Raw genomic sequence first — 24,255 nt, forward strand, 5'->3', positions numbered from 1 at the left:
TGCCCCATGACGGCGGAATTCACCGGCTGGCACGTGCTAGCCGAGTTCGGTGGTGTCGACGCGACCCTCTGCGACGATCCGGAGCGACTCGACGCGGCATTGCGAAAATCATTGACCGCCGCGGGTGTCACCATCTGCGATGTCGTGCACAAGAAATTCGAGCCGCAGGGTGTCACCGTGCTTGCGCTGCTTGCGGAGTCGCACGCCTCCATTCACACCTACCCGGAGTCGGGCGATATCTTCGTCGACGTCTTCACCTGTGGGAGCGTCGGCGAAAGCGCCTCGAAGGCCGTAGAACTGTTGCGGGATGAGTTGTCGCCCAAGGATGTTCGCATGTCGACCATCCGGCGCGGGCGGGCGGGGCATCAGGTCGAGGAGCCGGTCGGCAAAGGCCTCACCCGTATCTGGGATGTCTGCGAGGTCATCATCGACACCCATACTCCCTTCCAGCACATGCTGATCGCGAAGACCGAACAGGGGGTCAGCCTGTTCTCCGACAACGATCGGCAGTCCACCGAGTTCTCGCAGCTCACCTACCACGAGGCGATGATGGTTCCGGCCTTCACGCTGGCACCGAAGCTGGACAATGTGCTCATCATCGGGTCCGGCGAGGGCGTAGCCAGCCAGATGTCGGTGGCGGCGGGGGCAACCCATGTCGACCATGTCGATATCGATCAGCTCGAGGTGGAGCTGTGCGCCGAGCATCTGCCCTATGGCTACTCCACCGCGGAGCTGACCGCGGCGGTCAAGGGCGAAGGCCCGATCGAGGTGCACTACGCCGACGGCTGGGACTTTTTGGCCGGTGCGGTCGAGGCGGGCACCCGCTACGACGTCATCGTGATCGATCTGCCCGACGAGCGCGTCGAGGACGCACAGCACAACCGCCTCTACGAAGCGGAATTCCTGCAGCGATGTCGGGCACTACTCGCACAGGGCGGTGTGCTGAGCGCGCAGGCCGGTTGCGCGACCATGTGGCGCAACGAAACCCTCGAGCGGTCCTGGCAGCGCTTCCACGAGCAGTTCGGCACGGTCGTGCACTACGGCAGCGACGAGCACGAGTGGTCGTTCCTGTTCGGACTCGTCGAGCCGGTCGCCGACCCGGTACAGGCCATGACCGACCGTCTGGTCACGCTGCCCTACCGTCCGCAGACGATCGACGATCGCGCCCTGGTGCGCGGCGCAATCGAGCCGCACGCACTGCGCGCGCGGAAGTAACTCCTCGACACAGACCGGTCGCCGAACCATCGGGTCACGCCTGTTGCTTGCGGTACTCCTCGACGTTCATCCCGCCGACGCCCCAGTCGGTCAGCTCTACCTCATCGATGACGACAAACGTTGTCGCAGGGTCCTTTCCGAGTACTTCTTGTAGCAGGTCGGTGACACCTTTGATCAGTTGCGACTTCTGCTCGCGCGTAACGCCCTCGTTGGTGACCTTGATGTTGACGTAGGGCATTACGCGGCCCTTCCCGAGATGAACCCGCCGTCGACGGGGACGATATGGCCGGTGGTGAACGTGGCATCCACGAGATAGAGCACGGCGGCGGTGGTCTCGTTCACCTCGCCGATGCGGTTGAGCAAAGCCAGCCTCCCCGACGAACTTTCATCGCCGTCGGCAAACATCGGCGTGCGAATTATGCCGGGCGCAACGGCATTCACGCGAATGCCGTCTGCCGCGAGTTCCGCGGCCAGGCTGGTGGTCAGCGCATGTATACCGCCCTTGCTGACCAGCGCCGCGGAAGCTGGCAGGTCCGCGAGTGCGTGATCGACCAGGACGGTGCCGATATTCACGATGCTGCCACCGCCGCGCTGCCCACGGAGCTGTCGCACCACCGCCTGCGTGGTGAAGTAGGTACCCTTCAGGTTCCCGTTGAGGTAGCTGTCCAGCTCCGCCTCGGTGACGTCGACGAACGGCTTGGCTCCGAAGATCCCCGCGTTATTCACCAGCACATCGACCCGGCCGAATCGCTCGACCGCCACCCGGACCAGCTCGGTTCCTGTTGTAGGAGAACCGATATCGCCGACGAACACCGCCACCCGCTCCGGTGTTGCCAGTTCGTCTGCCACCACGGCCAGCTTGGCGGCGTCACGTCCGTTGAGCACGACATTGTCGCCACGCTCCACGAAGGCCCTGGCGACATCGCGCCCGATCCCGCTGGAGGACCCTGTCACGATGACCGTCTTCGATGTGGACATATCTTCCTTCTTTCGTAAACCGTATTGATACGACCGGTCGTCTTGGAATGGGTAGCAGACAACACGACAGGACAACTGACATTTCATGGACGGAAATAGTCGTCCAGCAGTCGGCGCAGACACTTGTGCAGCGGTTCGAGCGAACGCTCGATCTTCATCCGGATCACCGCGCCCTCCCACGACTCCAACAGCAGATCGGCAAGGTCGGTGGCGTCGATATCGTCGCGAATCGTCCCGAGCCGCTGGGCCCGCCCCAACGCCACCGCCACCCCGTCACGCCAGGAATGCCAAGCACCCGCCAGTGATTCGCGCAGCACCTCGCTCCCCTCCAACTCTGCGCCGAGGTTCGCGATCAGACACCCACCCGTGAATTCCGACTGCACGAAGTCATCCATGAGCCGCCCGAAGAACGTACGCAACCCAGCAACCGGATCCTTCGAGGACCCGAGCGCCGCGGCCAGATTCCGCTGCACACACTGCGAATGATGGTCGATGATCGCCTGCCCGAAAAATTCCTTGCTGTCGAAGTAGTTGTAGAACGACCCCTTCGGCACACCGACCGCGTCGAGCACCTGCTTGATTCCGGTGCCGTGATAGCCGTTGGTCAAGAACCCGGCAGCACCTTCCTCAACCAGAAGCTGCCGAGTGTCGTCACTCCGTCGCGGTCGCGCCATGCGGTAAATATACGACCGGTCGTCTTGGAATTGCAAATATCGCCGCACGCCAGGGCGAGCACGCACCCGAGGCGGCACAAACGTCGCTCACTCCGGTCGCAAGTCGCGAATGATCTCGGCGAGCTGCTCGTAGTCCTCGGTGCGCGCCGTCGAAACCCGGAAGGCCAGCCCGAGGGTGCGCTGCGGCGCGGGGGCGGCGAAATGCGCGGTTTCCAGCGTGCCGCGGGCGGTTTCGGCGTCGACCGCCATGGCCGGAATAAGCGTGACGCCCAAACCTCCTGCCACGCACTGCACTACGGTTGCCAGGGAGGCCGCGCGCGTGTCGCCGACGCCACCCGGATGTACATCGAAGGTCCGGCACAGCTCCAAAGTCTGATCGCGCAGGCAATGCCCCTCATCCAGCAGTAGCAGCGGCTGGGCGTCCAGCGCCGACGGCGCGATGTCCGTGCGCCCTGCGAGGTGATGACCGCGCGGGGTGACCAGCACGAATTCCTCGGAGTACAGCGCTATCTCTACCAGCCCGGACATCTCCGTCGGCAGCGCGAGCAGCGCGACGTCCAGCACACCTGTCCGCAGGCCGTCGAGCAGTCGCGCCGTCTGGTCTTCGATCACCTGGGGCACCAACGCGGGTACGCGCGTGCGCAATTCGGGAAGCAGCGCGGGTAGCACATACGGAGCAACCGTCGGAATGATGCCGAGACGCAGTGCGCCACCGAGTCCGTCACCCACCGCGGAGGCGACGAATCGGTCGGCGGCTTCGAGGGTGGCAATCGCCTGCGGCAGCAACCGCATACCGGCGGCGGTGACGAGCACCCGCCGTGTACTTCGCTCGATCAGTTGCAGCCCGAGCCCGTGTTCCAGGGCCGCGAGCGCTTGCGATAGCGTGGGCTGGCTCACACTGAGCCTGGCTGCCGCAGTACCGAAGTGGCGATATTCCGCGACCGCTACGAACGCACGCAGCTGCGACAGGGTCGGCTGATAAGTCTGATCAGTCACGCCTATTAGTCTAGTGCGACTGATCACGTTTACCTTTCACCGGTCGTTGGGCAAGATCACATATGAGCTTTTCGCACAGCGCTAGCAAACCAACATGACGAGGAGAAAAGCATGCCCCTGCTGACCATCGGCGACCAATTCCCGGCATACAACCTCACCGCGGTAATCGGCGGTGACCTGTCGAAGGTCGACGCTCAGCAGCCTGACGATTACTTCACCCAGATCACCTCCGACGACCACGCGGGCAAGTGGCGGATCGTCTTCTTCTGGCCGAAGGACTTCACCTTCGTGTGCCCCACCGAGATTGCCGCATTCGGCAAACTCAACGAGGAGTTCGAAGACCGCGACGCACAGGTGCTCGGCGCCTCGGTCGACAACGAGTTCGTGCACTTCCAGTGGCGTGCCCAGCACGAGGAGCTCTTGACCCTCCCTTTCCCGATGCTGTCGGACCTCAAGCGTGAACTGGCTTCCGCCACCGGCGTTCTCAACGCCGACGGCGTCGCCGACCGCGCGACCTTCATCGTCGACCCGAACAACGAGATCCAGTTCGTCTCGGTGACAGCGGGTTCGGTCGGCCGCAACGTCGACGAGGTACTGCGCGTGCTCGACGCCCTGCAGTCCGACGAGCTGTGCGCCTGCAACTGGAAGAAGGGCGACCCGACCATCAACGTGGGCGAGCTGCTCTCCGCCAGCGTCTGATACCAACGCCCTGCTACACCGAGAAACGAAGTACACCGAAACCGAGCATGAGTAGAGGAATCGCCGAATGAGCATCGAGACCCTGAAGAACTCCCTCCCCGAGTACGCCAAGGACCTCAAGCTCAACCTGTCGTCCATCGCACGCAGCACCGTGCTGAACGAGCAGCAACTGTGGGGCACCCTGCTCGCGTCGGCGGCCGCAACCCGGTCGGCGACGACGCTGCGCGAGATCGCCGAGGACGCCGCTGACACCCTGTCCGCGGAGGCCTACAACGCCGCACTCGGCGCGGCCTCGATCATGGGTATGAACAATGTGTTCTACCGGGGCAAGGCGTTCCTCGGTGGCCGTTACGACGACCTGCGGGCCGGTTTGCGCATGCAGATCATCGGCACGCCGGGCGTGGACAAGGCCGATTTCGAACTGTGGTCGTTCGCGGTGTCCTCGATAAACGGCTGCGCACACTGCCTGGAGGCGCACGAGAACGTCCTGCGCGAGGCGGGCCTCTCCCGCGAGGTGATCTTCGAGTCGCTGCGCGTGGCCGCCATCGTCGCCGGTGTCGGCCAGGCGGTCCAGTCTACCGAGGCACTGGCGGCCGCCACCGTCTGACTTCTCACATCTCCGACGGCCCCGTCCACCAGGACGGGGCCGTCGCTGTCCCCACTGCGGGCAATGGTGTGACCGATACCGCATCGGGTAGCGCAATTCGGACGTATGCGACGAACGATCGCCCATGTACACGGTCTCGCCTGCGCGAGTACAAATTGGGTAGCTGACTGATTGCCCGCATCGCGTCGACCTACCGGCCGCGACCGCGTCCGCCCCTGGGAGCGAGCCCGAGGTGCCGGTAGGCTCGCGGTCATGGGCACACAGGATGAGCTGGAGGTCACGAGCACGCGGGTCGAGGTCGTGCGGGTGTTCACCGACGCGGCGGGAGGGTTCGGCAACGAGTTGGGCATCGCTCGCGCGGACGAGGTTGCCGACACGGATCGACAGGCGCTCGCGGCGCGCGCCGGGTACAGCGAAACCGTCATAGTCGAGGACCCCGTCGACGGAACGGCGCGGGTGCGGATCTTCACCCCGGCGGTGGAACTGCCGTTCGCGGGTCATCCGACGGTCGGCACCGCATGGTGGTTTGCCGAGCAGGGCGTGAAGGTGCGGGTACTCGACGTGCCCGCGGGTCCGGTGGCCGTCGAACTGACCGACGGGCTCACCTGGATCAGGGCGCGCGGTGAATGGGCGCCCGCATTCACCTTCCATCAGCTCGCCGACCTCGATGAGCTGGCGGCGTTGAACCCCGACGACTTCCCCAGCGGACACCACTACCTGTGGGTGTGGACCGATGAGCACCGCGGCGCACTGCGATCCAGGATGTTCGCACCATCGATGGGTATCGCGGAGGACGAAGCCACCGGTGCCGCCGCAGTGGCGCTGACCGCGCTGCTGCGCCGCGGCCTCGTGATCACCCAGGGCAAGGGTTCACAATTGTTCAGCGAGTGGGACTCCGACGGTTGGGTGCGCCTCGGCGGACGCGTCGTCGCGGATTCGGTCATCGATATCTGAACGACCCGTTGATATCTGAGCGACCGACTCACCCGTAGACGACCCCGATCAGCATGTAGGCCGTCCCCACGTCCATCACGACGTGGGGCACGATCGCCGAGGACAGCGCCCGACCGGTCGAGGAATCTGCCACCGCACCGACCGGATGGCCGAGCCAGTGATAGCGCCACCCCGCGCTCACGGCAACAATCGCCACGACCGCATCCGCGGCGAACAACGCGGCCAAAACCAGGGCGGGACCGGGTGCGGCCCCGCCGCTGTGCCCGCCTGCCCCATGCCCCGACATCGCGTACAGCATCGCCCCTGCCGCGAGGAGGTGATACCCCAGCGCAACCATCCGATCGATAGGCAGCGCTCGACTTTCGCTGTGCCACTCCACAATCCGGCCGAGCAGCAGTACCGCGAACACCACCGTCATGGCGATCAGCACCCCGTGCAGCGCATGCGGATTCGCCCCCGCCGGAAAAACCAGCATGGTCAACATGACCAGGCACATGATCAGATGTGCGGCGTCGGATTCGTGATAGACACCAGACAACTCCCCCGTCCTCGACGAATCATCATGCGGCCGACCATATTCCGCCTGCACTTTGCCGTCCGGCCCCAGCGCCACACCCGCTACGGCGGGCGCCGCCAGTCGCACCACCACGATGACCGACGCACAGAGAAACGCCACAACCACCGACCACCGCAACGCGGCGTACTCCTGAACGAACTCCGTCACACCCCACCACCTCTCGTCGCCGGCAGCCCATCCATGCTCGCATCCCACGCAGCTAAGGGCACCCTTTTTCGACAGAGCAGTCAGTACGATCAGCGGCGCACCGACGGTCGGTTGCGATCGGTGGCGGCACGGGCGAATCGCCCCGGCGTAATACCCCGCCACTGCTTGAAAGCGGTCGAAAAGCTCGGTGCGCCGGAGTAACCCATCCGATATGCGACGTCCTCCACGGTGAGCCCGGTGGCCAGCAGCTCCTCGGCGAGGTTGCCATAGGTCTCGACGCACAGCTGCCGATAGGAGGTGCCCTCGTCGGCGAGGCGGCGGCGCATGGTGCGCAGGCTCATGTGCAGGCCGGCCGCCACATTCTCCTGGGTGAGGCGTCCGTTCAACCGGTGCATCAGCACCTCGCGCACCGAGCCGGAAAGGCCGTGGCGCAGACCGCGTCGTTGCAGCAGGTCGGCGCATTGTTCCTCGAACAACAGGGCCGTGAGCGGGCTCGCCTGCGGCATCGGCTGGTCCATGCCGGTGGCGTCGAAAATCGCGATGTGCGGACCCGTGGTGTCGGCGCTCGGTATCTCGAACTGCTCCAGCAGCGGGAGCAACCGCTCGCGGTAGCCGCCCCCGATTTCGCCACGCCGCACCGGCGGTGCGGTGCCGAACACCATCACCCAATTCGTCAGCAGCGCCGCGACGTCACGCTCCCCGAGGAAGCCGCGCAGATCGGCGGGTATGTCCTGATCGTCTACGTAGAGCCATAATTCGTCGTCACGGTAGACATGCCAGGCCCGCGAGAACGAGGTCATCAGGCTGAAGTACCGCATCGCGAGCTCCATCGCCGAACGCATCGTCGGACTGCTCATCACGGCAAGCCCGAACACACCGTGCGTGGTGAGATGTGTGCGGGTACCCGCCTCGAAGCCGAGACCCCACGGATCGTCGAGCGCGGTGACGATATTGCGGACGAGTTCCATTTCCTGCGCCGCGGTGACCTCGGCGCCCGGCGTAATCAGGAGCTCCGGCGCGATACCCGTGCCACGCAGGCACTCAGCGAGACCGATACCACGACCTTCGGCGACTTCGACGAGGATCGCCGAATTCGTAATCGAGCGCCGCCACTCCCACGATGCCACGAACCCATCGTGGTCCGCACTGGCCGGATTGCGCAAGTCTTGACCCGATTTCGCAAGACTTTCCGCCGTCGACGAATCCGTATGGGGTCGAACGGGGTTCGGTCCGCTCGGCTGTCCCGCAAACATTCAGCTGGCCGGTATCCGCAAGGCGCTGACCCGATATCGCATTGAGTGCCGCCGGTCAACGCCATACCGTCGAACCAAACCGAAAGCGGGCGAAAATACATGTCGAAGAAGACACTTGCCGGCAAGCGCGTCGCGATTACCGGCGGCACCGACGGCATCGGCAAAGCGGCCGCGCTTGCCTTCCTTGCCGCGGGAGCCGAGATCGCGATCGGCGACAACGATTCCGGAAAGGTTCGTACAGTCACCAATCAGCTCAACCGGATCCACGGTGGCACGGTGCTCGGTCTACCGCTCGACGTCACCGACAGTGCGCGGTTCGCCGAATTCCTCTCCGCCGCCGAAGAAAAACTGGGCGGTTTGGATGTGGTGGTCAATGCCGCAGAAATACTGCCGACTAGTTCGTTTTTCACCGAGTTCGACACGGCGACCGATCTCCAGATCGAAATCAACCTGCGCGCGGTGATCACCGGGTCACGGTTGGCCGGCGCGCGATTCATCGAACAGGGCCACGGCCAGATCGTGAATATCGGCTCGGCCGTCGGGGTCACCGCCGCACTGGGGGCAGCCGTGTACAGCGCGACCAAGCACGCGGTGGTCGGACTCGGCACGGCACTGCATCGCGGACTCGCCGAACAGGGCGTTATCGTCAGTACCGTCGCACCGGGTTTCGAGCCTGACGCGGAGGCGGTGGCCGACGCCATCGTCGACTGCGTCGAGCACCAGCGGGGCGGGCTGTTGGTGGTGCCACCCTCGGGCTGGTTCCGCACGGCCATGCCCGATCCCGTGCATCTGCGCCACACGATGCGCAGAATGCTCGGCATCATGTAGTCAGGCCGACAGCTCACGCAGGACGCGCTTCAGAACCTTGCCGGTGGGGTTGCGTGGCAGTTCGTCGATGAACAGGACCTCACGCGGCACCTTGAAGCGGGCGAGGTGGGTTTTGACGTGTGCGCGGACCTCGTCCTCGGTGAGGACATGCCCTTCGCGCACGACGACGACCGCGCGCAGCCGCTGGCCGTACTTCTCGTCGGCAACACCGAACGCGCTCACCTCCTCGACGGCAGGATGTGCGGCGAGTAGTTCCTCGACCTCGCCCGGAAAAACATTCTCGCCACCGGAGACGATCATGTCGTCATCGCGGCCGTCGACGAAAAGCCTTCCTGCCCTGTCGAAGTGGCCGACGTCACCGGTCGACATCAGACCGCCGATCCGGGCCTTGTCGCCGCCGCCGGTGTAGCCCTCGAACTGGTAGTTGTTGCCGACGAAGATGCGGCCGGTGACGCCGTGCGGTACCTCGATGTCGTTGGTGTCGAGGATCTTCACGATGCTGCTCGGGACCGGGGTGCCTACGCAGCCGGGCTCGACCGCGAGATCTGCGGGAGTGGCAATGGTCGCGTAGGCGACCTCGGTGGATCCATAGACGTTGTAGACCACCGGACCGAAGGTTTCGGTCACCCGCCCGCACAGGTCCGCACCCAGCTGCGAACCGGCGACGAAGATGATGCGCAGGCTTGAGAAATTTTGTCCGGCATAGCCTTTCGCGCCGATATCGACAAGGCGTTGCAGCATGACCGGCACCGCGATCATCGCCGTGGCACGATGGCGGGTCACACTGTCGAGTACGGCCTGCGGATCGAAGTGACGCCGGATCACCAGGGTGGATCCGAACCCGACGGCCAGGACGGCATGCGCGAAGCCGAGCGTATGAAACAGCGGCGCAGGGCATTCGGTGATCTCACGGGCCCGGAAGGGCACCCTGCCGAGGACCGCGCCCAGTGGCGCGAGCGAGCTCGGTTCGCTGCGCTGCGCGCCCTTGGGGGTGCCGGTGGTCCCGCTGGTCAGCAGGATGATCTTGGCGGTGGTCAGCGCGCGCCGCGGTGGCGTGCGCGCGCCGCCCGCGATCAGATTGTCCAGGGTGTCGACGGCGGGCTTGTGGACCCAGGCGCGATAGCGACCGCGCCGTGGCGTGAGACCGCCGAGCATGCCGGAGTATTCGTCGTCGAAGACGAGCAGATCTGCGCCCTCGCGGGTGAGCACCTCGCGCAGCTGCGGACCGGCGAAATCGGTATTCAGCAACACGATTCGAGCGCCGCACTTGGCGGCGGCGAACACCGCGTAGTGAAACCCCCGGTGGTTACGGGTCAGGATCGCGACGCCCTCACCGTCACGCAGACCGCGAGCGCGCCACGCATTCGCCAGGGCGGTGCTGCGCTCATCGAGTTCACGAAAAGTGACGGTACCGATGTCGTCGATGATGGCGGCGCGGTCCCGATAGCGCAGGGCGGCCACGGTCGTGAGCCCGCCGAGCATGCCCGACCGCAGCACCGCGGCGCCCATCCTGGCCAGCCGGTCCGGGCGCTCGGGCGTCGCGAGTCCGGCGCGCACCGCGAGCGTCGCGTAGTAGGTTTCATCGGCGGCCCTGCGCGCCGCGGCAGCGGCGAGTGTCCCAACCCTGGTGGTCAACTTCATGATTCAGCTCCCGTACTGCGCGGTACCCGACCGAATGCCATCCACCGCTGTGCGCCCATGTTCGAAGTCTTGCCGATCCAGCCCCGTCGACGGAAGTGTCTCCGTGGGTCGAGACCTCCGAACCCTCGTTGCCGCGCAGCACAGCGGCCGGTGACCCCTGCCACGGTCCAGATCATCGTCGACGATCTCTCTTCGCCCGCAGATCGCCGCCCTGCTCGCCACCCACATTGCGCCGACTACACCGATGATCCGCACACCGGCCCCTGGGTCAGCCGAGCGCGCGGGTGAAGCCTTCCACCATCTCGGTGACCTGATCGTCGGTCATCACGAACGACGGCGAGATCTGCATCGCGCCCTGGCCCGCCGCGCGGCCCGAAACACCATGTGCGCGAAGCGTCTTCACCAGCGGAAGCCCTTCCGCGGGGTCGGCGAGCTGGATCGCGGCTACCGCGCCGAGGCCGCTGCGCACCTCCGCGACCCTCGGGTGATCCGCCAATGGCGCAAGCTGTTCATGCAGGCTCGACTCCAGGCGCTTCGCCTCGGCGAGCAGGCCCTCGCGCTCGACGATCTCGAGGTTGGCCACTGCGGCGGCAGCGGCGCCCGCGTGGCCGCCGTAGGTGTAGCCGTGACGCCACCACACACCACCGCTGAAGAACGGTTCGGCGATGCGCGGGGCGATGAAGACGGCGCCCATCGGCACATAACCGGAGGTCAAGCCCTTGGCGGTGGTCATGAGGTCGGGCTCGAGGTCGAATCGGGACGAGGCGAACCAGGAACCGCCGATGCGCCCGAACCCCGTGACCACCTCGTCGACGACGAACAGGATGTCGTTGTCGCGGCAGATGCGGCGGACCTCGGCAAGGTAGCCGTCAGGTGGCAGATAGACACCGCCGGCGCCGATGATGGGTTCGCAGAAGAACGCCGCGATACGCTCGGCGCCGATCTCCTCGATCAACGCGAGCAGCGATTTCGCGTCATCCCATTCGACAGTGCGCGCGTCGGCCATCAGCTCGCCGTAACCTTCCCGGTTGACCGGGATCCCCGCCAATGCCGTTCCCGCGACATGCATTCCGTGATAGGCGCGCTGGCGGCCGACCACAATCGTCTTGTCCGGCCGCCCCATCTCGCGCCAGTATCGCCGCGCGAGCTTCGCCGCGGTATCCACCGAATCCGAGCCACCGGAGGTGAAGAAGATCTTGCTGCCCGGCACCGGCGCGATAGCGGCCAGCTTCTCCGCAAGCTGCTGGGTGACGGGTTCGACGAAATCGCCGAAGTTGGAGTAGTGCGCGATCGTGCGCAGTTGCGCGGCGACAGCGTCGGCGATCTCGCCGCGACCGTGCCCGACATTGGTGAACCACAGCCCGGCCGTGGCATCCAGATACTTGGTGCCCGCGTCGTCCCAGATGTAGGCGCCCTCTCCGCGCGCGACAACGAACGCGCCGTCCCGTTCGACGGCACCCATATCGGCGAACCCATGCCATAGCGCACTCATGCCAACCACCTTTATCTCGAGAACCGCTTCATTCGTCCGCGCCCCGCCAGCGGCTGCTCAGATCGCCGAGGGCGGCGACCGCAACCGCGAGCAGCGCGAACGCCACAACAAGGACCACCAAACTGATGGCCATCGACACATATCCCTGATGCCGCGGATCGATGAACGGGTACGGATACCAGTCGGCGGACGCACCACGGAACAACGTGTAGGTGCCGTATCCGACCGGATACGCCAACCAGCCCGCGATCAGCGGACCGTTCACCGTGATCGCCACCGGCACCAATGCCCAATCCGCGATCATCGCGATCGGCATGATCCGATGCAGCACGTCATCGACCCAAGACTGTCCGGTTCCCTGGTCGATGTGCGCGAGCAGCACCGCGTACACGATCCCGGTGATGATCAGATACAGCGTGCTCGCACCGCGCGCCAACTGCCACCGCTGATTGATCGGATCGCGCAGCGCGCCGACCAGCAACACGATCACACCGAGGATGTTCGATTGGATCGTGAAATAGCTGAAATGGTTGTCCAGCGAGTAACCGAGTGATCCATGGTCGTGGATAGGACCACAGATCAGCGCCACCAGTCCCAGCGCGGCGAACGCGATACGCAGGGCACGCCCCCACCATGGAGCCATCCCGACGGCGTTCACGGTGCGATTCTCGCATAGCCCGAGATACGCCAGTCGCATGCTCAGGGGATCTCAGTGCCGACCGGTGCACCATTCGACCCGCGTCGGACCGACGATCATCGCCTGCCGATGGTTGACGCCCAGCCGGGTGTCCGCTGATCCCGCTGGCGCACAACGGCACTACCGCGCTGCCCTGCTCACTCGGAAGCGGCAGGTTCGCGCCAGCGGGTGATCAGAGCCCCGAGCGAAACAACGGATACCGCGAGCAGGGCGAAGACGCCCGACAGAATGACCAGCCCGATGATCAGGGACACATAGCCCTGTTGGCGCGGGTCCAGGAACGGGTAGGGATACCAGTCGACGATCGGGCCGCGAATGAGGGTGTACACGCCATAGACAGCCGGGTAGATCAGCCAGGTGCCGATCAGTTTCCGGGTGATGCCGAGGGCGACCGGTACCAGGATCCAGTCGAGCACCACGACGGCCGGGAGGATGCGGTGCAGTACATCGTTGATCCACTTGTCGGTGAGCATCACGTCGACCTTGGCCAGCAGGACGGCGTAGACGACTCCGGTGATCAACAGGTACAGCGTGGTTGCGCCGCGGACGGCCTGCCAGCGGCGGTCCCGCGGATCCCGCACGGCACCGATCAGCAGGACGATAACGCCGAGAACGTTGGACTGGATGGTGAAGTAACTGAAGTAATCAGCGGCGGAGAAAGCGGATTCGTCGAGGTTGCGTATTGGTATCCAGACGAGGGCCAGGATGCCGAGCGCGGCAAACCCGAAGCGCACGATACGGATCCACAACGGGGCAGCACCGGCAGTCATAGTTGGATCGTCGCACATCAGGATGCCTTTCACGGGCTACCCGATCGCGTCCTTATCGCCGTGTCACCACGCTCAAGCGTGTGTGCTCGATGGATGCCCGAGCTCGTCAGGGTTCCGGCGCGCGGACAGGAGGAAGGTTTCGCTACCCTGGTAGACGCAATGACCAGGACAGCCGACCCGACTCTGCGCGAGCTTCGTGACCGCCTGGCCGCCGTAGCCCTCCGCGACGAACACCGGTTGCGCCGACGCCTGGACCAGGCCCGCGGCGATCTCACCGCCGTCACGGCCGAGATCGCGGTGGCCGAGGCCCGCACCGAGGCCCGCCGTTCGGCTGTACCCGAAATCCGCTACCCCGAGCAACTACCGGTTTCCGCGCGCCGCGAAGACATCGCGAAGGCGATCGCCGAGAACCAGGTGGTGATCGTCGCCGGCGAGACCGGCTCCGGCAAGACCACACAGATCCCCAAGATCTGCTTGGAACTCGGCCGCGGTATTCGCGGGACGATCGGGCACACCCAGCCGCGCAGGCTGGCCGCGCGCACCGTCGCCGAGCGCATCGCCGAGGAACTGGGCACCGAACTCGGCGACATCGTCGGCTACACCGTGCGGTTCACCGATCAGGCCTCCGACCGCACACTGGTCAAGCTGATGACCGACGGCATCCTGCTCGCCGAAATCCAACGCGACCGGATGCTGCGCCGCTACGACACGATCATCATCGACGAGGCGCACGAACGCAGCCTCAACATCGACTTCCTGCTCGGGTACCTGAAGCAATTGCTACCGCGCAGGCCCGATCTCAAGATAATCATCACCTCCGCGACCATCGATCCGGAACTGTTCGCTCGGCACTTCACCGACCGATCCGGCACTCCCGCACCGATTGTCGAGGTATCCGGCCGGTCCTATCCGGTCGAGGTCCGCTACCGTCCGCTCGCGCTCGAACTACCGGGCACCTCCGAGGACGAGGACGACGAGGACACCCGGATCGTCGACCGCGACCCCGTCGACGCCATCGGTGACGCGGTCGGTGAACTGTTCGCCGAAGGCGACGGCGATATCCTGGTGTTCCTCTCCGGCGAACGCGAAATCCGTGACGCCGCAGACACGCTGCGCGATCTGAAGTTTCCGCGCACCGAGATCCTCCCGCTCTACGCGCGCCTATCGACGGCCGAGCAACACCGCGTGTTCGCCCCACATCCAGGTAGACGCGTGGTGCTCGCCACCAACGTCGCAGAGACCTCGCTCACCGTGCCGGGCATCCGCTACGTGATCGACCCCGGCACCGCGCGCATCTCCCGATACTCGATGCGAACCAAGGTGCAGCGCCTCCCCATCGAAGAGGTCTCGCAGGCCTCGGCCCGCCAGCGCGCCGGTCGCTGCGGCCGTGTCGCCGACGGCATCTGCATCCGCCTGTACTCCGAGGACGACTTCGAAACCCGGCCCGCGTTCACCGAACCAGAGATCCTGCGCACCAATCTGGCCGCAGTGATCCTGCAGATGACCGCACTCGGACTCGGCGACATCGAGAACTTCCCGTTCGTGGAGGCGCCGGACCGCAGAGCCATCCGCGACGGCATCGCGCTGCTGGAGGAACTCGGCGCGCTCGCCTCGCGAGCCACCGCGAAACCCGCACGGCGACGCCAGACCTCGGCCGAGGACGAAGACGGCGTTACCGAAACGGGTTCGACACCGGAAGGACAGCAGCGCGCCGACAGTCCGGCGCACAAGCAGGCCCTCGACGGCGACCCGACAAGCGATGCCACGCTGACGCTGACCCCGATCGGGCGCGAAATGGCACAGCTACCGGTCGATCCCCGGATGGCGCGCATGCTCGTCGAGGCGAACCGCAACGGTTGCCTTGCCGATGTCCTGATCATCGTGGCCGCGCTATCCATCCAAGATGTGCGCGAACGCCCCGCCGAGCATCAGCAGGCCGCCGACACCAAGCACGCGCGATTCATCGTGGAAGGCTCGGACTTCCTTGCCTACCTACGCCTTTGGGAGTACCTGACCGAACAGCGGAAGTCACTGTCTTCCAACCAGTTCCGCCGGATGTGCCGCGACGAGTTCCTGCACTACCTGCGCATTCGGGAATGGCAGGACCTACACGGGCAGCTACGGACCATCACGCGAGGGCTCGGTTGGTCGGTGGCGGGCCCCGCGCAGTCGACCAAAAACGCAGGCACGGGATCCATCAGCGGTGCCGCCGATTCCCCAGCAGATGTCACAACTCACGAAGGTCCTCGGCGCGGACGACGTGATCGCCGAACGGCAAACGGGAAGGGCGACAACGCATCGGGCCGAGGACGTGCTGATACCGGCACCAGCGGTGATACGACCGGCACGAACACGCGCAGCGCGGCATCGGCATCGGCATCGGCATCGGCATCGGCATCGGCATCGGCACAGCGGGCACCGTCGCGGCGTGGCCGGCAATCCGAGTCCGCGCCGCAGGCAGCACCGCTCGACGATGACGGCGTCCCATGGGATGCCACGTCGATCCACCAGGCCCTACTGGCAGGCATGCTGTCGCATATCGGTGTCCGAGAGGCGGAATCGCGCGAATTCGTCGGCGCGCGCAACGCCAAGTTCATGATCTTCCCCGGCTCCTCGCTCGCGAAGAAGCCGCCACGCTGGGTGATGGCCGCGGAGCTGGTGGAGACGTCGCGGCTGTGGGGCCGGATGGCCGCGAGAGTGGAACCGGAATGGGCCGAGCGGCTGGCCGGAGATCTGGTGAAACGTACCTACTCCGAACCACATTGGTCCTCCAAGCGCGGCGCCGTGCGCGCCTATGAACGCGTCACCCTCTACGGTGTCCCGCTGGCCACCAGCCGCCCCGTCGACTACGGCCGGATCGATCCCGAGCTGTCGCGCGAGCTATTCATCCGGCATGCCCTTGTGCAGGGCGAATGGCAGACCCACCACGAGTTCTTCCATCGCAACCGTGAATTGCTCGACGACGTGGCCGATCTGGAGCATCGCGCCCGGCGGCGCGACATCCTCGTCGATGACGAAGTGCTCTTCGAGTTCTACGACCGGCGCGTCCCGGCCGACATCGTTTCGGTGCGGCACTTCGACAGCTGGTGGCGCACGGCGAAGCGCAAAGATCCCGCGCAACTGGACTTCTCGACCGACACCGTCGTCAACGAGGGCGCGGCGAGGCTCGACCCGACCGACTTCCCCGATGCGTGGCGCCAGGGCGAGCTGAGCTTCCCGCTCACCTACCAATTCGAGCCCGGCAACGACGACGACGGTGTCACCGTCCGCATTCCGGTCGAACAGCTGGCCCACGTACGGCCCGTCGGCTTCGACTGGCTGGTGCCCGGCATGCGCGACGACCTTGCCACCGCGCTGATCAAAACGCTGCCGAAGGCTTTGCGCCGCACCGTTGTTCCGGCACCCGACTTCGCCGCCGCCGCGCTCACCGCACTCACTCCGCGCGCCGAACCGTTGCGCATCGGGCTTGCCAGGGAGCTGTCGCGGCTCGGTTCGGTGACGATCGCGCCGAAGGATCTCGACCCCGCCGCACTGCCCGATCACCTGCGCATGACCTTCGCCGCCACCGATGGCGCCGGAAATACACTGGCAAGCGGTAAGAGCTTGACCCAGCTGAAAACTCAGTTGGCCGCGCAGGTTTCCGCCTCGGTCGCGCGCGCGACCGCCGGTTCGGAGCGGGCGGCTGCCACGGTGTGGACCTCGGAGTCCCTCGGCACGGTCGAATCCACCGTGCGACGCGAGGTGGCCGGTCAGACGGTCACCGGCTATCCAGCGCTGGTACCGGAGGGCGACGGTGTCGCGGTGCGGGTGCTCAGCTCCCCCGCCGAACAGGCCGCCGCGATGCGCGCGGGCACGCGGGCGCTGGCGCTGCGCGCGATCCCCACCTCGCCGCGCGCGGTGACCGCCGGGTTGTCCGCAGCGGATCGTCTCGCGCTGAGCCAGAACCCGTACGGTTCGCTGACGGCGCTTGTCGAGGACTGCCGAGCCGCGGCCGCCGACGAACTCATCGCCGCGGTGGGCGGTCCCGTACGCAGCCCCGACCGTTTCGACTCCTTGATCGCCGCCATCAGGCCGAAGCTCGCCGACGCCGTCATCCGCTTCGTACGCCTTGTCGTCCCGGTACTCGCAGGCGCACACCAGCTTTCGGTGGCACTCGCGGCGACCATCGATCATGACATCGCCGAGGACGTCCGCCACCAGCTCGGCGAGCTGGTGTTCCCCGGCTTCGTCTCCGAATGGGGCGGCGCCCGGCTGCGCGAACTACCCCGCTATCTGCAGGCCGCGACGTTCCGGCTGGAGTCACTGCCCGGCTCGGCCGTCCGCGATCGGCAGGCCACGATCGAACTCGACCGCGCGCTGGCCGCCTACGACCGGCTGCTCGCCGCACTCCCCGACAACCGTAGGAATGCGACCGCCGTCACCGAAATCTGGTGGATGATAGAGGAATTCCGGGTCAGCCTGTTCGCCCAGAAACTCGGCACGCCGTACCCGGTATCGGCCAAGCGCATCGAGAAAGCGATCGACGCGGTGCGGCGTTAGGTCCGATCCGGCACAGCGTGTCCGATCCGGCACAGCGACGGACGACCGATCAGTCGACGGTCGCCGCGACGATCGCTTCGTCCCGATGCTTGCGCAGATCCGCGATCTCACGCTCGAAATCGTCCGCGGAGGTGAAGGAGCGATAGACCGAGGCGAAGCGAAGATAGGCGACCTCGTCGAGATCACGCAGCGGGCCGAGGATGGCCAGCCCCACCTCATGACTCGGTACTTCGGGCGAGCCGGTGGCCCGCACGGCATCTTCCACCTGTTGGGCCAGTAGGTTCAGCGCGTCCTCGGCGACCTCACGACCTTGGCAGGCACGGCGCACACCACGGATGACCTTGTCGCGGCTGAACGGTTCGGTGACGCCGCTTCGTTTGACCACCGACAGAATCGCGGTCTCGACGGTGGTGAAGCGTCTGCCACACTGCGGGCAGGAACGGCGGCGGCGGATGGCAGCGCCTTCCTCGGCCTCACGCGAGTCGACGACCCGCGAGTCAGGGTGTCGGCAGTACGGGCAATGCATCCGAGGGATCCTTCGTCGATGCGCGCGCTCGCGTCCGGGCCGGGCTCCGATCGGGGTGACCATTCCGGCGAGCACGTGTACAGGGATCTAGACCTATACGTCCATAGCACTTAGAGGATACCCGTGCCCCGTGCGGGGCTTTCCCTCGCGTCACTCGCCGATCCGCCACTGCGTGGTCATGTCCGCGATCAGCTCAGGGATTCGCTGAATCATCCGGCCGTGTGCGAGCTTGATCCAGAACGACTCACCGAGCACCGATGCGGCCAACGACGGGTTCCGTTCCATGTCGACGTGGCGCGGCACCAGATCGCCGGTGATGTAGGTCCAGCGGGAATCGCGGTCGGCCCAGTTGAAGTCCGGCAGCGGGGTACGCAGCGCCAGGGTCCGTCCTGCGACGTCGGCGCGAGCGGTGGCGGGGGCGAACACACCTGGTGCACGCACACCCGGTACAGCGGGCTTGCCGGCGACGGTACTCATGTAGGTGAGCACGCGACCGATCGTGCCACGGCCCGCGGAGGTCGCATCCCATTGGTCGGCGACGACCCGGTTCTGCTCACGATCGGTCATTCGGACCAACGAGTCCTCGTATCCGGCCTGGGTGTGCGAGTCGATCGACTGCCAGGCGGTATGGATATCCTCGTCGATCACTCCCGCGGCGTACATCTCGTCGATCCCCGCCATGCCGAGCGCGACATAGGCTTCGTGCATCGGCACCAGGTCGGTGAAGATGTGCTTCTGCATGATCATCAATCGGGTCTGGTACCAGGCGATATCTTCGGCACTCAGGCGCGAGCCCTCGGTGGCGAGCAGCTTGATGTCCTCGGGCAGCTTGCGCACCAATTCCGCTGGAGTCCCGCGCAATAGATCGGCGACGGCATCGCCGAGCTGATGGATGCCGGGCACGTCGACTACGCCACCGATATCGCCGAGATCGAAAAAGCCCGAGGCGAAGGAGCCGCCCGCGATGCCGGCCAGGCCTGCCCACCAGAACTCCGGATGCTGATCGGCCAACCGAAAGTAGTTGACGTACACCAGATTGAAGGTGTTCTGATTGGCGCGCACGCCGCGCGCCGGATCCCAGGCCGCCAGGTCGATCGCGGCGTTGCGAGCGGAGACCACCAGCCAGTACTGGTGCAGCAGGGTGGCATACCGTTGCGGAACGACCCCATCGGCTCTGGCCTGGTCCAGCGCCGCACGCAAGGTCGGTTCATCCAGCGGGACAACCGGGTTCACGCCGCCGCCCGCGGCACCGTCCCCGTTTACCGTGGGCAGATCCAGATATGCCTCGTACGCGGGGGCCGCATGTGCGGCGGGAATCATGCTGAGCCCCAGGACAAGACAGGCGAGCGGCCCGATGGTCCTGGCGAGCAGTCGGGCGGAGCGTCCGACCGTGGTGCGTGGCCGTTGGATGGTGCCGGTACTTCGAGCAGAGCTGGGGTGCGTCATCGCATGGAATCCTGTTGCCTAGGTCACGTTTTCAGGACATTAGCAACATGTTCTACTTTGCGATCAACAAATTCGGCCACCATTGATGGCGGATCGGTCGATGACCATCCGCCATAGCGGTCCGTGCTAGCGCGGCACCCCGCCCCCTTCTACGCCGGGAACCATGAGTCCATCGACACCCTGATATTCGACCACCACGGGCACTGTGGCCGGTCCACCATTGTCGAACGTGCCCGCCCGCAGATGCGCAAGGCCGATCAGTGCCGTCACAACCAAGGCACTGAGCAGCGCCGCCACCGCGAGCACCGCGAAACCGACTTGGGCCTGCTCGACCATCTCCGTCGGATGCGGGCCACGTGCCTGCCGCAGCGCGGGAACCCGGGCCGAGCGGCCCTCGTACAGCACCACCGTGCCACGCGGCCGGTTGCCGCGGGGACGCCGGTCAGCGACTGTCCGCCGCGCCGAGTCGAACGCCCGCACCGCACCGCGGCGTGGACGTTGCACACGCGGCACAGAATCGAAGCCGAGATCGACCTCCGCCTCGCGCTCGGCAGGTGCGGGAACGTCGATTGTGTTGATGTCGCTGATCGCTGTGCTCATCGGACAAACCTCCGTGGTGGGCTGCTGGCTGGAGACTCGATGGGGGTAGCTATTCGATCAAGTGTTCGAAGAACTTGTGTTCGATTTCTACCACGCGACACCGGCAATGTCAGTAGAAACGCTCGACATGCTCGAACAGATGTTTGAAACATCGACGCGACCGGACTAGATTCGTAAGACGAAATCAACGACAGGTGAAGGGCGGTTGCAGTGAGCCACACAGACGACACGGGCGACGAGAGCGTAGGAGGCACCGACCCACTCGGGCCCGGGGCGGATCTCACCGTGCGTCAGCGCAAGGTACTTGAGGTCATCCGCTCCTCGGTGAGCGAGCGCGGCTACCCGCCGAGCATTCGGGAGATCGGCGACGCCGTCGGTCTGACCTCCACCTCGTCGGTGGCCCACCAGCTCCGAACGCTGGAGCGCAAGGGCTTCCTCCGGCGCGACCCGAATCGTCCACGCGCCGTGGACGTTCGCGGCCTCGACGAGGCAGTCCGTGCGGTCACCAGCCTTTCCTCTGTCGAGGAAGCCGATCCGAACCGGCCGACACCGACCTTCGTCCCGGTGCTGGGCCGGATCGCCGCCGGTGGTCCGATCCTGGCCGAGCAGGCGGTCGAGGATGTCTTCCCGCTTCCCCGCGAATTGGTCGGCGAAGGATCGCTGTTCCTGCTCAAGGTGGTCGGTGAGTCGATGATCGATGCCGCGATCTGTGACGGCGACTGGGTGGTCGTGCGCCAGCAGAATGTCGCGGACAACGGCGATATCGTCGCCGCGATGATCGAGGGCGAAGCGACGGTGAAGACATTCAAACGCACCGGCAAGGATGTCTGGTTGATGCCACACAACCCGCTGTTCGAGCCGATCGCGGGCAACGACGCGCGGATCCTCGGCAAGGTCGTCACGGTCATCCGCAAAATCTGACAGCCCATGAAAGTCTTTGCGGTGCGCGAGCTCTCGCGGCTCGCGCACCCTCCGGTTCGCATCCATGGCGGTGAGCTCGAGCACGCGGCCCTCGAGCAGAATGGGTGCAACAGTCGCCGCGTCCACCCAACAGGTTGTCGCGACGTTCCCGGCTAGCGAACAGGCGGCATGGACGACCAGAATTCCGCCTGATGGTCCGCGGCGTAGCTATCGATGAGACGGCTCCCGTCGGGCCGGAACGAGATAATCCGCGGCCCAGCAGCATTGTAGGCGGGAATGGGCTCGAGTCCGGCGGGGTTCGAGGTGCCCTCGATCGTGAAACGACTCCAATACCTTCGCATGTCACCAGCGAGCCGCTGCTGGTCCTCGCTGGTCGCCACCCCGTAGAGCCAGCCGAGATCGCGCAGGCTGAACAGCGAGAACAGCTCGCTCGCGTGAAAAGCGCCCAGCGGGAAGGACGAGGGCGGCCCGACTGGCGCGGGGTCGTCGAACGAGTACACGTAGGTCGGGTTGGTTCGACTCAACGCCGCGTACTCCACGGTCAGCCCCGAAAGGATCCGGTCGGTCCATGCCCGGGTCAGTGCCAGTGCGGGCTGCGGGTAGGCCGACACCGGATATTGCCGTTCGACGCGCGCGACCTGCTCCGGCGTCAGATCCGGCATCGCGCCGGCCAACGCGTCCCGATAGTCCTCGGCGCTCAGCGTTCTTCCCAGCGGGACACCATATTTCAGGTACACCCACAGCGCCATCTCGTCGTGGTTCGCACCGACCAGGATGGGGATCTGCGGTATCGCACCATCTCGCACCGCCGCTCTAGCACTGGTGGGCAAAAACTCTCCGCCAGACACCATCTTGGTAACCGGGTCCTTCAGCAGCGCGTCGACTGGCAGCGCACGCAGACAGGTCGCGGCATCCGCGCCTGTGCATCCGTGCAGCGCCGCATAGTCGTCGCCATCACGATTCGCTTCCTCCACCGGCACCGCATCGCTACACGGCCCGCTCTGCATGATCGCCGCCTGGAACAGGCCGCGTGAGCTGGGCGCGGCGAGTTGCGCGCACACCGAGATCGCACCCGCCGACTCGCCGGCAAGGGTGACCCGATCCGGATCGCCGCCGAATGCGGTGATATTGCGCTGCACCCACCGCAATGCCGCCTGCTGATCGAGCAGACCGTAGTTGCCGGATCCGGAGCCGTCGTCGAGGGCACCGGCGGCGAGGAACCCGAGAGCACCGAGCCGGTAGTTCACCGTCACAACAATGGCGTCGCCATCCCCGTCGGTGATCAGGGGACCGGCGCCATAGGTGTCGCCGGACCCCCCGGTGAAGCTCCCACCGTGAATCCACACCAGCACCGGCAGTCGCCGCCCATTTTCGGGCAGCGTGAGCGGCGTCGAAACATTCAGGGACAGACAGTCTTCCGACTTGGCAAGGCCGGAACTCAGCGCCTCGATCGGACCACCGCCCTGAGAACAGCTGGGTCCCGCAACGGTGGCGTCACGCACCCCTGACCAAGAGGCGGCGGGCGCGGGCGCGCGCCATCGCAGCTCCCCGACCGGTGGCGCGGCATAGGGAATTCCCGCGAACAGCCGATAGTCGGCGGTATGCGCACCGCGCAATTGTCCGGTATCGATAGTGACCACCTCCGGCGCGGCCGCGACCGGTGCCGCGGCAGCCGGGATAGCGACCCCTGTCAGCACTATGAGTAAACCGACGATGGCCGACCAGGCGCGCTTCATCACAGACACACGTTCTACCAGCTGCGGCACTATCGCGTATGACCTATCCGCCCGAGTGCGGGCCACTACGACTTCACCGCGACGAACTGTGCGAGCGACCCGTTGCAGTGGAAATCCTCTCGGTGCAGGCCGGCCTCGGTAATCCAACCGAGGAGATTCTCCGCGGTGCTCGGCGGGCCGAACACCCTCATCGCACCTAATACTCGGATCTGAAGGTCGTAGCGCGCCGCGACGCCCGCGATGACACAACTGCCGACCAGGGTGCCGCCGGGGCGAAGAACACGGGCAAGCGACACGATCGCCGCACCGGGGTCCGGCATGCAGTGCAAGCCCGCGAAGGAGACAACGAGATCGAAAGCGCCATCGGCGAAAGGCAGTTCGACGACGTCCGCCCGCACATACTCGACGTCGGTCATGCCACTGCGCTCAGCGACGGCGCGGGCGGTAACCAGTTGATCGTCGGAGATGTCCGCGGCGACATAGCGGACCTTTCTGGACGGATCGAGACGACGCAGCGTCACACCACCCCCGACGGGGAGATCTAAAATGCTCGAGTCTTCCGGGATCTGGTTCACGACATCCATCGCCGCATACATCCGGTCGGTGTCGCACCCCCACAACGCTCGGGCCGCAGGGCTGGCGAGTCTCGGCCGGTCGAGGACCGCGTCGTAGGCTCGGGCGCCGATCGCACCGAATATCGGATTCTGCCAGACCTGCCTGACGTCAACCATTTTCACTCCCTCGGCACGGTGCGGTCAGCATAGTCGTCGAGGTTGTGGTTGCGGTCGTCCAGCCCGGAAACGACGAAAACCCCCGACCAAAGGCCAGGGGTTTCCGCGAATGATGTTCCGGCGGTGTCCTACTCTCCCACACCCTGTCGAGTGCAGTACCATCGGCGCAGACAGGCTTAGCTTCCGGGTTCGGAATGGGACCGGGCGTTTCCCTGCCGCTATAGCCGC

Annotated in this window: 22 protein-coding genes and 1 rRNA gene; 7 read left to right on the top strand and 16 right to left on the bottom strand. The window is 65.7% G+C overall.

The genetic code is table 11. The features are described 5' to 3' along the window. The first annotated feature begins 6 nt into the window (after positions 1-6). Positions 7-1,215 (top strand): adenosylmethionine decarboxylase, encoded by a 1,209-nt coding sequence (gene speD / locus ACLMAJ_RS28180; RefSeq protein WP_412016865.1) that lies wholly within the window; start codon positions 7-9, stop codon positions 1,213-1,215. 34 nt (positions 1,216-1,249) lie between these two features. Here speD and ACLMAJ_RS28185 read toward each other — a convergent pair whose 3' ends face one another. The 4 genes from ACLMAJ_RS28185 to ACLMAJ_RS28200 all read right to left on the bottom strand — a co-directional run bounded on the left by ACLMAJ_RS28185 (position 1,250) and on the right by ACLMAJ_RS28200 (position 3,863). Further along, on the bottom strand, positions 1,250-1,453 hold the full coding sequence (locus tag ACLMAJ_RS28185; protein ID WP_412016866.1) for a tautomerase family protein: 204 nt from the start codon (positions 1,451-1,453) through the stop codon (positions 1,250-1,252). Then, a complete protein-coding gene (locus ACLMAJ_RS28190; protein ID WP_412016867.1) occupies positions 1,453-2,193 on the bottom strand; it encodes an SDR family NAD(P)-dependent oxidoreductase in 741 nt (246 codons plus the stop codon). The genes ACLMAJ_RS28185 and ACLMAJ_RS28190 overlap by 1 nt, the downstream gene beginning before the upstream one ends. Before the next feature lie 83 nt (positions 2,194-2,276). After that, positions 2,277-2,867: a TetR family transcriptional regulator C-terminal domain-containing protein gene (locus ACLMAJ_RS28195; protein ID WP_412016868.1), complete on the bottom strand. Its 591-nt coding sequence runs from the start codon at positions 2,865-2,867 to the stop codon at positions 2,277-2,279. Positions 2,868-2,954: 87 nt separating this feature from the next. Then, positions 2,955-3,863 (bottom strand): hydrogen peroxide-inducible genes activator, encoded by a 909-nt coding sequence (locus ACLMAJ_RS28200; RefSeq protein WP_412016869.1) that lies wholly within the window; start codon positions 3,861-3,863, stop codon positions 2,955-2,957. Between the two features lie 111 nt (positions 3,864-3,974). On the opposite strand from ACLMAJ_RS28200, the gene ACLMAJ_RS28205 reads away from it, so the two are divergent. The 3 genes from ACLMAJ_RS28205 (at position 3,975) to ACLMAJ_RS28215 (ending at position 6,123) form a co-directional block, all read left to right on the top strand. After that, the gene (locus ACLMAJ_RS28205; RefSeq protein WP_412016870.1) at positions 3,975-4,562 is read left to right on the top strand and encodes a peroxiredoxin; all 588 of its coding nucleotides are present in this window, start codon (positions 3,975-3,977) and stop codon (positions 4,560-4,562) included. Between the two features lie 67 nt (positions 4,563-4,629). Then, positions 4,630-5,169, top strand: coding sequence for an alkylhydroperoxidase, AhpD family (ahpD, locus tag ACLMAJ_RS28210; RefSeq protein WP_412016871.1), 540 nt, complete (start codon positions 4,630-4,632; stop codon positions 5,167-5,169). Positions 5,170-5,421: 252 nt separating this feature from the next. Then, positions 5,422-6,123, top strand: a complete 702-nt coding sequence (locus ACLMAJ_RS28215; protein ID WP_412016872.1) for a PhzF family phenazine biosynthesis protein — start codon at positions 5,422-5,424, stop codon at positions 6,121-6,123. Positions 6,124-6,151: 28 nt separating this feature from the next. Here the strand turns inward: ACLMAJ_RS28215 and ACLMAJ_RS28220 are convergent, their stop codons facing one another. Both ACLMAJ_RS28220 and ACLMAJ_RS28225 read right to left on the bottom strand, forming a co-directional pair. After that, complete coding sequence (locus tag ACLMAJ_RS28220) at positions 6,152-6,847, bottom strand: DUF5134 domain-containing protein (RefSeq protein ID WP_412016873.1); 696 nt, start codon at positions 6,845-6,847, stop codon at positions 6,152-6,154. Positions 6,848-6,936: 89 nt separating this feature from the next. Further along, entirely contained in the window at positions 6,937-7,974 is a 1,038-nt protein-coding gene (locus tag ACLMAJ_RS28225) for an AraC family transcriptional regulator (RefSeq protein WP_412016874.1), read from the bottom strand. A gap of 225 nt (positions 7,975-8,199) precedes the next feature. Between ACLMAJ_RS28225 and ACLMAJ_RS28230 the strand changes: the two genes are divergently transcribed. Then, positions 8,200-8,928, top strand: coding sequence for an SDR family NAD(P)-dependent oxidoreductase (locus tag ACLMAJ_RS28230; protein WP_412016875.1), 729 nt, complete (start codon positions 8,200-8,202; stop codon positions 8,926-8,928). Here ACLMAJ_RS28230 and ACLMAJ_RS28235 read toward each other — a convergent pair whose 3' ends face one another. From ACLMAJ_RS28235 to ACLMAJ_RS28250, 4 genes are all read right to left on the bottom strand, one after another. Then, entirely contained in the window at positions 8,929-10,569 is a 1,641-nt protein-coding gene (locus ACLMAJ_RS28235) for an acyl-CoA synthetase (protein WP_412016876.1), read from the bottom strand. It abuts the gene before it with no gap. A 268-nt stretch (positions 10,570-10,837) separates the two neighbouring features. Then, on the bottom strand, positions 10,838-12,061 hold the full coding sequence (locus ACLMAJ_RS28240) for an aminotransferase family protein (protein ID WP_412016877.1): 1,224 nt from the start codon (positions 12,059-12,061) through the stop codon (positions 10,838-10,840). Positions 12,062-12,089: 28 nt separating this feature from the next. Then, positions 12,090-12,719, bottom strand: a complete 630-nt coding sequence (locus ACLMAJ_RS28245; RefSeq protein ID WP_412016878.1) for a Pr6Pr family membrane protein — start codon at positions 12,717-12,719, stop codon at positions 12,090-12,092. Between the two features lie 176 nt (positions 12,720-12,895). Further along, positions 12,896-13,528, bottom strand: coding sequence for a Pr6Pr family membrane protein (locus ACLMAJ_RS28250; RefSeq protein WP_412016879.1), 633 nt, complete (start codon positions 13,526-13,528; stop codon positions 12,896-12,898). A gap of 159 nt (positions 13,529-13,687) precedes the next feature. Between ACLMAJ_RS28250 and hrpA the strand changes: the two genes are divergently transcribed. Then, the gene (gene hrpA / locus ACLMAJ_RS28255) at positions 13,688-18,067 is read left to right on the top strand and encodes an ATP-dependent RNA helicase HrpA (protein WP_412016880.1); all 4,380 of its coding nucleotides are present in this window, start codon (positions 13,688-13,690) and stop codon (positions 18,065-18,067) included. Positions 18,068-18,116: 49 nt separating this feature from the next. Here the strand turns inward: hrpA and nrdR are convergent, their stop codons facing one another. The 3 genes from nrdR to ACLMAJ_RS28270 form a co-directional block, all read right to left on the bottom strand. Further along, positions 18,117-18,593: a transcriptional regulator NrdR gene (gene nrdR / locus ACLMAJ_RS28260; protein WP_412016881.1), complete on the bottom strand. Its 477-nt coding sequence runs from the start codon at positions 18,591-18,593 to the stop codon at positions 18,117-18,119. 150 nt (positions 18,594-18,743) lie between these two features. Further along, positions 18,744-20,039, bottom strand: coding sequence for a hypothetical protein (locus tag ACLMAJ_RS28265; protein ID WP_412016882.1), 1,296 nt, complete (start codon positions 20,037-20,039; stop codon positions 18,744-18,746). 126 nt (positions 20,040-20,165) lie between these two features. Beyond that, on the bottom strand, positions 20,166-20,639 hold the full coding sequence (locus ACLMAJ_RS28270) for a hypothetical protein (protein ID WP_412016883.1): 474 nt from the start codon (positions 20,637-20,639) through the stop codon (positions 20,166-20,168). Between the two features lie 210 nt (positions 20,640-20,849). Here ACLMAJ_RS28270 and lexA point away from each other — a divergent pair, with 210 nt between their 5' ends. Beyond that, positions 20,850-21,560: a transcriptional repressor LexA gene (lexA, locus tag ACLMAJ_RS28275; protein ID WP_412016885.1), complete on the top strand. Its 711-nt coding sequence runs from the start codon at positions 20,850-20,852 to the stop codon at positions 21,558-21,560. 152 nt (positions 21,561-21,712) lie between these two features. Here the strand turns inward: lexA and ACLMAJ_RS28280 are convergent, their stop codons facing one another. The 3 genes from ACLMAJ_RS28280 to rrf form a co-directional block, all read right to left on the bottom strand. Next, positions 21,713-23,296 (bottom strand): carboxylesterase/lipase family protein, encoded by a 1,584-nt coding sequence (locus tag ACLMAJ_RS28280; RefSeq protein ID WP_412016901.1) that lies wholly within the window; start codon positions 23,294-23,296, stop codon positions 21,713-21,715. A gap of 65 nt (positions 23,297-23,361) precedes the next feature. Further along, positions 23,362-24,027 carry a class I SAM-dependent methyltransferase gene (locus ACLMAJ_RS28285; RefSeq protein ID WP_412016886.1) on the bottom strand — a complete coding sequence of 222 codons (666 nt, stop codon included), beginning with the start codon at positions 24,025-24,027 and terminating at the stop codon, positions 23,362-23,364. A gap of 115 nt (positions 24,028-24,142) precedes the next feature. Next, positions 24,143-24,255: ribosomal RNA gene (gene rrf, locus ACLMAJ_RS28290) — 5S ribosomal RNA — on the bottom strand; the annotation flags it as partial.

Source organism: Nocardia arseniciresistens, from assembly GCF_046764875.1.
Taxonomy (GTDB): Bacteria; Actinomycetota; Actinomycetes; order Mycobacteriales; family Mycobacteriaceae; genus Nocardia; species Nocardia arseniciresistens.